Annotated in this window: 12 protein-coding genes; 7 read left to right on the top strand and 5 right to left on the bottom strand. The window is 71.9% G+C overall.

All coding sequences use genetic code 11. The features are described from left to right. Positions 1–30: 30 nt before the first annotated feature. Positions 31–2,133, bottom strand: a complete 2,103-nt coding sequence (tkt, locus tag B4U46_RS09140) for a transketolase (RefSeq protein ID WP_079425696.1) — start codon at positions 2,131–2,133, stop codon at positions 31–33. A gap of 314 nt (positions 2,134–2,447) precedes the next feature. Here tkt and B4U46_RS09135 point away from each other — a divergent pair, with 314 nt between their 5' ends. The 3 genes from B4U46_RS09135 (at position 2,448) to B4U46_RS09125 (ending at position 4,990) form a co-directional block, all read left to right on the top strand. Further along, positions 2,448–3,395 carry a heme o synthase gene (locus B4U46_RS09135; protein WP_079425694.1) on the top strand — a complete coding sequence of 316 codons (948 nt, stop codon included), beginning with the start codon at positions 2,448–2,450 and terminating at the stop codon, positions 3,393–3,395. Positions 3,396–3,410: 15 nt separating this feature from the next. Further along, the gene (locus B4U46_RS09130) at positions 3,411–3,779 is read left to right on the top strand and encodes a hypothetical protein (protein ID WP_079425692.1); all 369 of its coding nucleotides are present in this window, start codon (positions 3,411–3,413) and stop codon (positions 3,777–3,779) included. Between the two features lie 92 nt (positions 3,780–3,871). After that, positions 3,872–4,990 (top strand): amidohydrolase, encoded by a 1,119-nt coding sequence (locus B4U46_RS09125; protein ID WP_079425690.1) that lies wholly within the window; start codon positions 3,872–3,874, stop codon positions 4,988–4,990. Between the two features lie 34 nt (positions 4,991–5,024). Here the strand turns inward: B4U46_RS09125 and B4U46_RS09120 are convergent, their stop codons facing one another. From B4U46_RS09120 to B4U46_RS09105, 4 genes are all read right to left on the bottom strand, one after another. Continuing rightward, entirely contained in the window at positions 5,025–6,014 is a 990-nt protein-coding gene (locus tag B4U46_RS09120; RefSeq protein WP_185117259.1) for a COX15/CtaA family protein, read from the bottom strand. Positions 6,015–6,018: 4 nt separating this feature from the next. Beyond that, complete coding sequence (locus tag B4U46_RS09115) at positions 6,019–7,155, bottom strand: hypothetical protein (protein WP_079425687.1); 1,137 nt, start codon at positions 7,153–7,155, stop codon at positions 6,019–6,021. A 143-nt stretch (positions 7,156–7,298) separates the two neighbouring features. Then, positions 7,299–8,081 carry an ABC transporter permease gene (locus B4U46_RS09110; protein WP_079425686.1) on the bottom strand — a complete coding sequence of 261 codons (783 nt, stop codon included), beginning with the start codon at positions 8,079–8,081 and terminating at the stop codon, positions 7,299–7,301. Next, positions 8,078–9,004 carry an ABC transporter ATP-binding protein gene (locus B4U46_RS09105; protein WP_079425683.1) on the bottom strand — a complete coding sequence of 309 codons (927 nt, stop codon included), beginning with the start codon at positions 9,002–9,004 and terminating at the stop codon, positions 8,078–8,080. The genes B4U46_RS09110 and B4U46_RS09105 overlap by 4 nt, the downstream gene beginning before the upstream one ends. Positions 9,005–9,214: 210 nt before the next feature. Between B4U46_RS09105 and B4U46_RS09100 the strand changes: the two genes are divergently transcribed. From B4U46_RS09100 to B4U46_RS09085, 4 genes are all read left to right on the top strand, one after another. Next, on the top strand, positions 9,215–9,970 hold the full coding sequence (locus B4U46_RS09100) for a helix-turn-helix transcriptional regulator (protein WP_079425681.1): 756 nt from the start codon (positions 9,215–9,217) through the stop codon (positions 9,968–9,970). Then, positions 9,967–11,382, top strand: a complete 1,416-nt coding sequence (gene sufB, locus B4U46_RS09095; RefSeq protein WP_079425679.1) for a Fe-S cluster assembly protein SufB — start codon at positions 9,967–9,969, stop codon at positions 11,380–11,382. The genes B4U46_RS09100 and sufB overlap by 4 nt, the downstream gene beginning before the upstream one ends. 63 nt (positions 11,383–11,445) lie before the next feature. Continuing rightward, a complete protein-coding gene (gene sufD, locus B4U46_RS09090) occupies positions 11,446–12,624 on the top strand; it encodes a Fe-S cluster assembly protein SufD (protein ID WP_079425678.1) in 1,179 nt (392 codons plus the stop codon). Then, positions 12,624–12,941 carry a bifunctional 3-phenylpropionate/cinnamic acid dioxygenase ferredoxin subunit gene (locus B4U46_RS09085; protein ID WP_042820167.1) on the top strand — a complete coding sequence of 106 codons (318 nt, stop codon included), beginning with the start codon at positions 12,624–12,626 and terminating at the stop codon, positions 12,939–12,941. The genes sufD and B4U46_RS09085 overlap by 1 nt, the downstream gene beginning before the upstream one ends.

The raw sequence follows: 12,941 nt of genomic DNA, 5'->3' as shown, positions 1-12,941 counted from the left end.
ATTGCATCTCCTACTGGTTCTTGTACCGGGTCAGCGCGCAGCTGCGGCCGGACGTGCTGCGTCGATGCTGGCCTTGGCGGCCGCGGTCACGGCTTCGGCGGTGAGGCCGAATTCGCGGAACAGCACGGCGCCGTCCGCCGAGGCACCGAAGTGCTCCAGCGAGACGATCCGGCCCGCGTCCCCGACGTAACGGTGCCAGGTCAGACCGATGCCGGCCTCGACCGCGACTCGCGCCTTGACGGAGGGGGGCAGGACGCTGTCCTTGTATTCCTGGGACTGCTCCTCGAACCACTCGACGGAGGGCATCGAGACGACCCGGGCGGGCACGCCCTCGGCCTGCAGCGCCTCGCGCGCGGCGACGGCGAGCTGGACCTCGGAGCCGGTGCCGATCAGGACGACCTGAGCCTCGCCGCCCTCGGCCTCGAACAGCACGTAGCCGCCCTTGGCCGCGTCCTCGTTGCGCTCGTAGGTCGGCACGCCCTGGCGGGTGAGGGCCAGGCCGTGCGGGGCGCCCTTGCCGAACACCTTGGTGTGGCGGCGCAGGATCTCGCGCCAGGCGATGGCGGTCTCGTTGGCGTCGGCCGGGCGGATCACGTTCAGGCCCGGGATGGCGCGCAGCGAGGCGACGTGCTCGACCGGCTGGTGGGTCGGGCCGTCCTCGCCGAGGCCGATGGAGTCGTGCGTCCACACGTAGGTCACCGGCAGGTGCATCAGGGAGGACAGGCGGACGGCGTTGCGCATGTAGTCGGAGAACACCAGGAAGGTGCCGCCGTAGATGCGGGTGTGGCCGTGCAGCGCGATGCCGTTCATGACGGCGGCCATCGCGTGCTCGCGGATGCCGTAGTGGACGGTGCGGCCGTAGGGGTCGGCCTCCGGCAGCGGGTTGCCCACCGGCAGGAACGAGGAGTTCTTGTCGATGGTGGTGTTGTTGGAGCCGGCCAGGTCGGCCGAGCCGCCCCACAGCTCCGGGATGACCGCGCCGAGCGCTTCCAGGACCTTGCCGGAGGCGGCGCGGGTGGCGACGCCCTTGCCGGGCTCGAAGACGGGGAGCTCGTCCTCCCAGCCCTCGGGCAGCTCGTTGGACTCGATGCGGTCGAAGGCGGCGGCCCGCTCCGGGTTGGCGGTGCGCCAGGCCGAGAAGTCCTTCTCCCAGGCGGCGCGGGCCTCGCGGCCGCGGTCCACCAGGCCGCGGGTGTGGGCGAGGACCTCGTCGGAGACCTCGAAGGTCTGCTCCGGGTCGAAGCCGAGCACGCGCTTGGTGGCGGCGACCTCGTCGTTGCCGAGGGCCGAGCCGTGGGCGGCCTCGGTGTTCTGGGCGTGCGGGGCCGGCCAGGCGATGATCGAGCGCGCCGCGATGAAGGACGGGCGCTCCGTCTCGGCCTTGGCGGCCTGGAGGGCGGCGTACAGGGCCTTCGGGTCGAGGTCGCCGTTGGGCTGCTGCTCGACGCGCTGGACGTGCCAGCCGTACGCCTCGTAGCGCTTCATGGTGTCCTCGGAGACGGCCGTCTCCGTGTCACCCTCGATGGAGATGTGGTTGTCGTCCCACAGCAGCACCAGGTTGCCGAGCTTCTGGTGGCCGGCCAGCGCCGACGCCTCGTGGGAGATGCCCTCCTGGAGGCAGCCGTCGCCCGCGATCGCGTAGACCATGTGGTCGAACGGGGAGGCGCCCGTGGCGGCCTCCGGGTCGAACAGGCCGCGCTCGTAGCGGGCGGCCATGGCCATGCCCACCGCGTTCGCGACGCCCTGGCCCAGCGGGCCGGTGGTGGTCTCGACGCCGGCGGTGTGGCCGTACTCGGGGTGACCGGGGGTCTTGGAGCCCCAGGTGCGGAACGACTTGAGGTCGTCCAGCTCCAGGCCGAACCCGCCGAGGTAGAGCTGGGTGTAGAGGGTCAGGGACGAGTGCCCCGCGGAGAGCACGAAACGGTCACGGCCGACCCACTGGGGGTCAGACGGGTCGTGGCGCATGACCTTCTGGAAAAGCGTGTACGCGGCGGGGGCCAGGCTCATCGCCGTACCGGGGTGTCCGTTCCCGACCTTCTGGACCGCGTCGGCGGCCAGGATGCGGGCGGTGTCGACGGCCCGCTGGTCCAGTTCGGTCCACTCGAGCTCTGGGGTGGTCGGCTTGGTGCTCACCGTTGGTCAGGGCTCCTCTCCACATGTTGTTTTCCCGGTGACGAACGGTGACACCGGGGCGATTCCGAGCCTACCCCCGCCAGCGAGTGCGGCTATTCGAGTGCCGGTAGTGCGTCGTCGTCCCGGTGCCCGGTGTTCACCTGGGATCCGCCGTCGACGATCTTGCCGTCGGTCCGATCGGCTCAACACGAGGCGACCCCCGCGCAGGGCGGGGCAAGAGCTACGTCTACAGTGGCGTGGTACGCGCAAGCCTTTACCGAGCCTTCATTTACTGGAGGCATCGCTTCGGAAGCTTGCTGGATTCTCTCTCAGGGGTGTGCGTGACGGCCGTCGAATCCCGTCCAGCGGGGGTACTCGGGACGAGCCCCGGTCACCGGCCGTTCGGGGCCCGGGTCATGGCTTTCGTGGCTTTGACCAAGCCGCGGATCATCGAACTTCTGCTGATCACCACAGTGCCGGTGATGTTCCTCGCCGAGCAGGGCGTGCCGTCGCTGTGGCTGGTGCTCGCCACCTGCTTCGGCGGTTACCTGTCGGCGGGCGGCGCCAACGCGCTCAACATGTACATCGACCGGGACATCGACGCCCTGATGGACCGCACGTCGCAGCGGCCGCTGGTGACCGGCATGGTGAGCCCGCGCGAGTGCCTGGTCTTCGGCATCACGCTCGGGGTCGTCTCGACCCTGTTCTTCGGCCTGCTCGTCAACTGGCTGTCGGCCGCCCTCGCCCTCGGCGCGCTCCTCTTCTACGTGGTCGTCTACACGATGCTGCTGAAGCGGCGGACCGCGCAGAACATCGTCTGGGGCGGGATCGCCGGCTGCATGCCGGTGCTCATCGGCTGGTCCGCCGTGCGCAACGAGGTCTCCTGGGCCGCCGTGATCCTCTTCCTCGTCATCTTCTTCTGGACGCCGCCGCACTACTGGCCGCTGTCGATGAAGGTCAAGGAGGACTACGCGCGGGTCGGCGTGCCGATGCTGCCGGTCGTGGCGGGCAACAAGGCCGTGGCGCGCCAGATCGTCCTCTACAGCTGGGTGATGGTCGCCGTCTCGCTGCTGCTCACCCCGCTGGGGTACACCGGCTGGTTCTACACCTCCGTCGCGCTGCTGGCGGGCGGCTGGTGGCTGTGGGAGGCGCACGCGCTGAGCGCACGGGCCAAGGCCGGGATCACGGGGGCGAAGCTCAAGGAGATGCGGCTGTTCCACTGGTCGATCACCTATGTGTCGCTGCTCTTCGTGGCCGTGGCCGTGGATCCCTTCCTCCGCTGATTACTCACCGGTAGCATGCCGTCCATGGCAGACACCGCAGACACCGCACAGACCGCAGAGGCCGCGGACAAGAAGCACAGCCGCACGGCGGCGAAGCTGGCCCGGCAGATCGGCGCGTTCGCCAAGCAGCACGGCGGCGCCGAGGGCCAGATCGCGCACATCGGCCAGGCCGGCAGCCGGATCGTCCTCGTGGGCACCGACGGCGGCTGGGGCGACCTGGTGGCCCCCACGTACGCCGTGGCGCAGCTCGCCGCCGAGAAGGCGGGGCTGACCCTCCACGAGGACTTCGACGGGGACCTCGCCGCGCGTGTGAAGACGGGCCCGTACGAGTGGACCCGCATGGCCGGGATCCAGGTGGGCGGCCCGGCCAACCCGGCCGCCTGAACCCTGTCAACGACCGGGGCAATACTTCATACCCCGCTCACCCGTTAGGACGTGTGGAAGCCGCTTCCCCACGTCCGCAACGGGATGACCGGATGATCGAAACGCCGCCCCTGGTGGACCAGCACTGCCAGGGAGTGCTCCTCACGGACCTCGGGCTCGCCACCTTCGAGGCCCAGCTGATCCACTCGGCCGGCCCGCCCGCGGCCGGCACCACCTTCTTCGACACCCAGACCGGCTTCGCCGTGCGCCGCTGGTGCCCGCCGCTGCTGGGCCTGGAGCCGCACTGCGCGCCCGCCCGCTACCTGGCCCGGCGGCGCGAGCTCGGGGGCGCCGAGAGCGCGCGGCGGCTGCTGCGGGGCTCCGGGGTGGGCGCCTACCTGGTCGACACGGGACTCCCCGGTGACCTCACCGGGCCCAAGGAGCTGGCCCTGGCGGGGGACGCCGAGGCCTTCGAGGTGGTCCGGCTGGAACCGCTCGCCGAGCAGGCCGCCGACACCTCGGGGACCGTCGCCGCCTTCCTCGCCAACCTCGCCGGAGCCGTCCACCAGGCCGCCACCGGGGCCGTGGCCTTCGGCTGCGGGCCCCACGCCGGGTACGCGGCCGCCCTGGCCGCCGCCCCGGAGCCGCCCGGGCCGGGCGAGGTGCGCGGGGCGGCCGGGCGGTGGCTGGCCGCGCGGGGCAGGGGCGGACCGGTACGGGACCCCGTGCTGCTGCGGCACCTGCTGTGGAGCGCGGTGGCCTCCGGGCTGCCGCTCCAGCTGCACACCGGCGGGGCCGGGCCGGAGCCGCTGACCGGGTTCGCCCGGGCCACGGCGGGTCTGGGGGCGCGGCTCGTCCTGCTCGGGGGGTATCCGCACCACCGGGACACGGCCCGGCTCGCGGCGGCCTACCCGCACGTCCACGCCGACCTCGGGCCCGCCCTCGCGCGCACGGGGGCGCGGGCGGCGGCCGTACTGGCCGAGCTGCTGGAGCTCGCGCCCTTCGGGAAGCTGCTGTTCTCCAGCGGCGGCCGCGGCCTGCCCGAGCTGCACGCGGTCGGCGCCCTGGTGTTCCGGGAGGCGCTGGGCCGGGTGCTGGGCGGCTGGGTGACCGACGGCGCCTGGTCCTGGCGGGACGCCGACCGGGTCGCGGGGATGCTCGCGGCGGGCAACGCCCGCCGCGTCTACCGGCTGGACCGTCCTTCAGGGCCGGCTTCGCCCCCGGAGTGCTGAAGCCGTGCTCCGGGTCCGGCCGTGCGGACCGCGGTCAGACCGCCGAGAGCTCTGCCTCGTCGCGGGCCGGGGTCTGCGCGGGCCCGGCGGAGCGCTCGCGCAGGCTCAGGGCCAGGCGCAGCACGGAGATCCACACCAGGCAGGAGCCGAGCATGTGGGCGGCGACCAGGGCCTCGGGCAGCGAGGTGAAGAACTGCACGTAGCCGATGGCGCCCTGGGCGAGCAGCACGACCAGCAGGTCGCGGGCGCGCGCCCGGGTGTCGGCGGGGGCGTCGACCACCCGCAGCACCAGCCACATCGCGACGCCCAGCGCGCACACCAGCCAGGCGGCGATCGCGTGGACGTGGGCGGTGGCCGCCCAGTCGAACGGCATCCGCTTGATCTCGCTCTTGTCGCCGGCGTGCGGCCCGGAGCCGGTCACGACGGTGCCCGCCGCGATCAGCACCAGGGTGGTGGCGATCAGCGCCCACGACAGCTTGCGCACCGGGCCCGGCACGCGCGGGCGGGGGGCGCCGTCACCCTCGCGGGTGCGCTGCCAGGTGATCGTGGTGACCGCGAGCAGGGTGGTGGCCAGCAGGAAGTGCCCGGCCACGCTGTACGGGTTCAGGCCCGTCAGCACGGTGATGCCGCCGAGGACGGCGTTGCCCATGACGAGGGCGAACTGGGTCCAGCCGAGCCTGGTCAGCGAGCGCCGCCAGGGCTTGGCGGAGCGGGCCGTGAGGATCACGGCGCCGACCGCGGCGCAGAGCACGTACGTGAGCATCCGGTTGCCGAACTCGACGGCACCGTGGAAGCCCTGCGCCTCGGTCACGATCAGGCTGTCGTCCGTGCACTTGGGCCAGGTGTCGCAGCCGAGACCGGAACCGGTCAGCCGCACCGCACCGCCGGTGATGACGATGACCACGCTCATCAGGACCGCGATCGCGGCGGCACGCTGGACGATCCGGGGTGACGGGGTCCAGCGGGCGGCGAGGTATGCGAATGGGTTCAACACGGCGCCTATCGTATGCGCCGCCTTGTGCAAACTTTCACGAGGGGGTGGGTGCGGGTGCGTCGGGCCCGACGACCAGGCGGAACCTCGCCCCGGCCGGGTCGCCCTCCTCGTGCCACCACACCCTCACCCGCCACAGGGCCGAGTCGCCGGGGTACTGCGGGGAGGCCATGAAACCCCGTACCACCTCCGTCCCCACCTCCTCGGCGGTGCGCTGCCGCACCTGTGCCGAGCCCCGCCAGGGGGCGGGCGCCACGCTCCACAGCCCGTCGGCGCCGCGCACCTCGACCCGCCACACCGCGCGCCAGGGGGTGACCTCCAGCATGGTGGCGACCTGTTCGGCGTCCAGCCCCAGCCGGGCGGCGACGTCCTCCTCGGACGCGCCCTGGATCCGGGCGCCGACCACCGCCTGCGGCAGCAGCCGCTCGGGCAGCAGCCCGCCGGCCCGCAGCCCGGCCAGGGAGTCGAACGACAGGTAGCGCAGCCGCAGCTCCAGCTGGCGGCCGATGTGGTCCAGGGCCTCCTCCGCCTCCTGGGCCTCCTCGGGCCCGGGGGAGGCGAGCAGCAGCCGGCGGAACCCGGCCTCGGCGTCCACCGCCCAGGCGACCGCGTCGGCGGCGAAGCCCAGCTCCGCCAGGCGGTCCCCGAGGAACACCTTGGCCTGCGCGAGCCCGCGCCGGTTGACCGGGTCGTCCTGGTCGAGCCCGGCCCAGACCTCGACGGCGGCCCGGGTCAGGTCACGGGCGCGCTCGCCGGCCGCCCGTTCCATGGCGGTCGGGCCCTCCTCCGCGGCCTCGCCGAGCGGATGCCGGGGCAGCCGGGCCGGGTCGCTCAGCGGCCAGGCCAGCCAGACCCCCTGGTTGATCAGCCCCCGGGCGTACCACCGGGCGTACTCGGGCGCGTGCCCCGCGGCCTGCTGCGCGTGCCGCAGGCCCTCCTCGATGGCGGCCAGCGCCCCCGCCCGGTCCCCGGCGGCGAACCGGCGCCCGGCGAGGTCGCCGAGGCGCAGCCCCAGCCGGGCCGCGCACTCGGGGTCGGTCCGGGCGGGCTCGCGCAGTGCCCCGATCAGCTCGCCGAGCAGCCGGTCCGCCTCGCCGGGATCCGCCTGCGCGGCCCCCGAACGGATCCGCGCCCACTGCCCGTCCAGCCGTAGTACGGCCTCCCGCTGCCCCATGCCCGTCGTCCCCCGGCGTCGCCCGTCCGCTGTCCGTGGAGGTGGTCAGCCTCCCGCATGCCCAACGACCGGGGGCGGTGATTCACTCCCGCCGGACGGACCGCCGGGCGGAGAGCCGCGTCACTCCGGCGCCGGCAGCGCCCCTACTCCCAGCGGAACCACTTCGCGGCCGCGCCCAGCCCCAGGACCGCCCAGCCGGCCAGGACCGCCACGTCGCCCAGCGGGACCGCGGCCCCGTGCTGGAGCACCTCGCGCAGCCCGTCGGACAGCGCCGAGACGGGCAGCAGCCCGAGGACGTCGCGCACCGCGCCGGGGAACTTCTCCAGCGGCACGATCACCCCGCCGCCGACCAGCAGCAGCAGGAACACCAGGTTGGCGGCGGCCAGCGTCACCTCGGCCTTGAGGGTGCCCGCCATCAGCAGGCCCAGCCCGGAGAAGGCGGCGGTGCCCAGCAGGACCAGGGCAGCCACCGAGAGCGGGTTCCCGTGCGGGGACCAGCCCAGCGCGAGGGCGATCACCGTCAGCAGGGCGATCTGGAGCACCTCGGTGACCAGCACCGACAGCGTCTTGGCGGCCATCAGCGCCCAGCGGGGCAGCGGGGAGGCCCCGAGCCGCTTGAGGACGCCGTAGCGGCGGTCGAAGCCGGTGGCGATGGCCTGGCCGGTGAAGGCGGTGGACATCACGGCCAGCGCCAGGACGCCCGGCGCGAGGAAGTCCACGGACTTCTGCCCCGCGCCCGCTTCAACGGGCACGGTCACGATGTCGACCACGGAGAACAGGGTCAGCAGCAGCGCCGGGATGATCACGGTGAGCAGCAGCTGCTCCCCGTTGCGCAGCAGCATCCGGGTCTCCAGCGCGGTCTGGGCCCAGATCATGCGGGAGACCGGCGCGGCCCCCGGCCGGGGGGTGAACGTACCGGCGCTCATGCGCGCAGCTCCTTACCGGTCAGTTCGAGGAAGACGTCCTCGAGGGTGTGCCGTTCCACCGTGAGGCTGCTGGGCATCACCCCGTGCTGGGCGCACCAGGAGGTGACGGTGGCCAGCAGCTGCGGGTCCACGTCGCCGGTCACCCGGTAGGAGCCCGGGGTGAGCTCGGCGGCCTGGGTGCCGTCCGGGAGGGCCTTGAGCAGGGAGGCGAGGTCGAGGGAGGGGCGGCCGGAGAAGCGCAGGGTGTTCTCGGCGCCGCCGCGGCACAGCTGCTCGGGGCTGCCGTGGGCGATGACCCGGCCGGCGTCGACGACGGCCACCTCGTCGGCGAGCTGCTCGGCCTCGTCCATGTGGTGGGTGGTGAGCACGACGGCGACCCCGTCGGCGCGCAGCTCCCGTACGAGGTCCCAGGTGGCGCGCCGGGCCTGCGGGTCGAGGCCGGCGGTGGGCTCGTCCAGGAAGACCAGCTCGGGGCGGCCGACGACGGCCATGGCCAGGGAGAGCCGCTGCTGCTGGCCTCCGGAGAGCCGGCGGTAGGGGGTGCGGCCGCAGCCGCCGAGGCCGAGGCGTTCGACCAGGGCGTCGACGTCCAGCGGGTCGGCGTACAGCTTCGCCATGTGGCGCAGCATCTCGACGGCGCGGGCACCGGAGTAGACGCCGCCGGACTGGAGCATCACGCCGATCCGCGGGCGCAGGGCCTCCGCCCGGGCGACGGGGTCGAGGCCCAGGACGCGGACGGTGCCTGCGTCGGGGCGCCGGTAGCCCTCGCAGGTCTCGATCGTGGTGGTCTTGCCCGCGCCGTTGGGGCCGAGGACGGCGGTGACCGCGCCCCCGGGGACGGTGAGGTCCAGGCCGTCGACGGCCGTCTTCGATCCGTACCGTTTCACCAGTCCGCGGATTTCCACGGCGGGGTCGTTGCTCATGCGGGTGAGTCTACGGAGCGGCGGGGGCGCCCACGGGCGTCGGGGGAAGGTTCCCCCGCCCCGTGCATCGCCGCTGGCCAGGGGCGGTGGAGGCGGGCCCTTCCGATCACTCTCCGTGGAGAGATTAGGTAACCCTTAGTGATGGACGACACCAGCAGTGGCGTCCGTCACGGCTTGTCGGGGCTCCGGTAATTACGCAACAATGGCGTTGTGAAATACGGCGAACGGACGAGCGAGGCCCCCCAGGGGGAGCTCGCGACCGGAGAGCGGTCAACCCGCAACCGGGTCGCGAGGTCCATCCTGGACCACGGTCCCTCCACCGTCGCCGACCTCGCGCAGCGTCTCGGCCTCACCCAGGCCGCCGTCCGCCGCCACCTCGACACGCTCGTCGCCGACGACGTGGTCGCAGCCCGTGAGCAGCGCGTGTACGGCGCACGCACGCGGGGCCGGCCCGCCAAGGTCTTCGCCCTCACCGACTGCGGGCGCGACGCCTTCGACCAGTCCTACGACACGCTCGCCGCGGACGCCCTGCGCTGGATCGCGCAGTCCGTCGGCGGCGGGGAGAAGGGCGAGGCGGCCGTCGCCGCCTTCGCCCGGGCGAGGATGGCCTCACAGGCGGAGGCCTACCGGGAAGCCGTCGAGGCCGCCCCACCCGAGGGCCGCACCGAGGCCCTCGCGAAGGCGTTGACCGCGGACGGGTACGCTGCTACGGCGAAGAGCGCTCCCGGTCCGCACAGCGGTGAACAGCTCTGTCAGCACCACTGCCCGGTCGCACACGTCGCCGAGCAGTTCCCGCAGCTCTGCGAGGCGGAGACCGAGGTCTTCTCCCGCCTGCTCGGGACGCATGTGCAGCGCCTCGCCACGATCGCCCACGGCGACGGGGTGTGCACCACGTTCATTCCGCGAAGCGCCACACAGACCGACACATCAGCATCTGCAAGTACGGCCGGGAGGAACCCCGCATGACCACGGAGACTGCTCACCCTGAGCTCGATGGCCTGGGCACCTACGAATACGGCTGGGCCGACTCCGACGCGGCCGGCGCCGCTGCCAAGCGGGGTCTGTCCGAGGAGGTCGTCCGCGACATCTCGGCGAAGAAGTCCGAGCCGGAGTGGATGCTGAACCTCCGCCTCAAGGGCCTCAAGCTGTTCGACAAGAAGCCCATGCCGAAGTGGGGCTCGGACCTCTCGGGCATCGACTTCGACAACATCAAGTACTTCGTGCGTTCCACCGAGAAGCAGGCCGAGTCCTGGGAGGACCTGCCGGAGGACATCAAGAACACGTACGACAAGCTCGGCATCCCGGAGGCGGAGAAGCAGCGCCTCGTCGCCGGTGTCGCGGCCCAGTACGAGTCCGAGGTCGTCTACCACCAGATCCGCGAGGACCTGGAGCAGCAGGGCGTCATCTTCCTCGACACCGACACCGCGCTCAAGGAGCACCCGGAGCTCTTCCAGGAGTACTTCGGCACGGTCATCCCGGTCGGCGACAACAAGTTCGCCTCGCTGAACACCGCCGTGTGGTCGGGCGGCTCCTTCATCTACGTCCCCAAGGGTGTCCACGTGGACATCCCGCTCCAGGCCTACTTCCGCATCAACACGGAGAACATGGGCCAGTTCGAGCGGACGCTGATCATCGTCGACGAGGACGCCTACGTCCACTACGTCGAGGGCTGCACCGCCCCGATCTACTCCTCGGACTCGCTGCACAGCGCCGTGGTCGAGATCATCGTCAAGAAGGGCGGCCGCTGCCGCTACACGACCATCCAGAACTGGTCGAACAACGTCTACAACCTGGTCACCAAGCGCGCCGTGGCGTACGAGGGCGCGACCATGGAGTGGATCGACGGCAACATCGGTTCCAAGGTCACCATGAAGTACCCGGCCGTCTACCTGATGGGCGAGCACGCCAAGGGCGAGACCCTGTCCATCGCCTTCGCGGGCGAGGGCCAGCACCAGGACGCCGGCTCCAAGATGGTCCACATGGCGCCGAACACCTCCTCGAACATCGTCTCGAAGTCGGTGGCACGGGGCGGCGGCCGTACCTCGTACCGAGGCCTCGTCGAGATCGGCGAGGGCGCCCACGGCTCCAAGTCCAACGTGCTGTGCGACGCGCTCCTGGTCGACACCATCTCCCGCTCGGACACCTACCCCTACGTCGACGTCCGCGAGGACGACGTGACGATGGGCCACGAGGCCACCGTCTCCAAGGTCTCCGACGACCAGCTCTTCTACCTCATGCAGCGCGGCCTCACCGAGTTCGAGGCCATGGCGATGATCGTGCGCGGCTTCGTCGAGCCGATCGCCAAGGAGCTGCCGATGGAGTACGCGCTGGAGCTGAACCGGCTGATCGAGCTGCAGATGGAGGGCTCGGTCGGTTAGTCCCGGCCGCCCCGTCCACCCGCAGCACATTCTTTGACGTAGGAAGAGAGCAGAACGACAGCCATGGCTGAGGCTCAGAACATTCCGGCGGGCTCCACCACCGCCGGCGCGATCGCGGTGGCCGCCGAGTCCACCGTCGCCACCCGGATGAGCGCGCCCCCGTCCTTCGACGTGGCCGACTTCCCGGTCCCGCACGGCCGCGAGGAGGAGTGGCGGTTCACCCCGCTCGCCCGCCTCAAGGGCCTGCACGACGGCACCGCGGTCGCCAACGGAACCATGAAGGCCCAGATCGACGCCCCCGAGGGCGTCACGGTCGAGTCCGTCGAGCGCGACGACGAGCGGATCGGCAAGGCCGGCACCCCCGTCGACCGCGTCGCCGCCCAGGCCTTCTCCTCGTTCGCCAAGGCCACGGTCGTCACCGTGCCCAAGGAGACCGTGCTCGCCGAGCCCATCCGGGTCGCCCTGCACGGTGAGGGCGGCACGACCTTCGGGCACACCGTCTTCGACATCAAGCCGTTCTCCGAGGCGATCATCGTGATCGACCACACCGGTGACGGCGTGCGCGCCGCCAACGTCGACGTCCTGGTCGGCGACGGCGCCAAGGTGACCTTCGTGTCCGTCCAGGACTGGGACGACACCGCGGTCCACACCTCGCAGCACAACGCCCTCATCGGCCGCGACGCGAGCTTCAAGTCCGTCGTCGTGACCTTCGGCGGCGACCTCGTCCGCCTGCACCCGCGCGTCACCTACGCGGGCCCCGGCGGCGAGGCCGAGATGCTCGGCCTGTACTTCACGGACGCCGGCCAGCACCAGGAGCACCGCCTCCTGGTCACCCACGACGCCCCGCACTGCAAGTCCAACGTGGTCTACAAGGGCGCGCTCCAGGGCCAGGACGCCCACGCGGTCTGGATCGGCGACGTCCTCATCGAGAAGTCCGCCGAGGGCACCGACACCTACGAGATGAACCGCAACCTCGTCCTGACGGACGGCGCGCGCGTCGACTCGGTGCCGAACCTCGAGATCGAGACGGGCGAGATCGTCGGCGCCGGCCACGCCTCGGCGACCGGCCGCTTCGACGACGAACAGCTCTTCTACCTCCAGGCCCGCGGCATCCCGGCCGACGAGGCCCGCCGCCTGGTCGTGCGCGGCTTCTTCGCCGAGCTCGTCCAGCAGATCGGTGTCGAGGACATCGAGGAGCGCCTGATCGCGAAGATCGAGGCCGAGCTGGCGGCGGCCGTCTGATGACGTACGTCAAGGCCTGTGCGCTGAGCGAGCTGGAGGAGAACACCCCCAAGCGGGTGGAACTCGACGGCACGCCGGTGTCCATCGTCTCCACCGAGGGGGAGGTGTTCGCGATCAACGACATCTGCTCGCACGCGAACGTCTCGCTCTCGGAGGGTGAGGTCGAGGACTGCATGATCGAGTGCTGGCTGCACGGGTCGGCCTTCGACCTGCGCACCGGCAAGCCCTCCGGTCTGCCCGCGACGCGCCCCGTCCCCGTTTACCCCGTCAAGATCGAAGGGGACGACGTGCTCGTCTCCCTCACCCAGGAGTCCTGA

This window comes from Streptomyces katrae, from assembly GCF_002028425.1.
GTDB lineage: Bacteria > Actinomycetota > Actinomycetes > Streptomycetales > Streptomycetaceae > Streptomyces > Streptomyces katrae_A.
The sequence above is the reverse complement of the archived record's forward strand: the minus strand, read 5'-3'. Positions and strand labels throughout refer to the sequence as shown.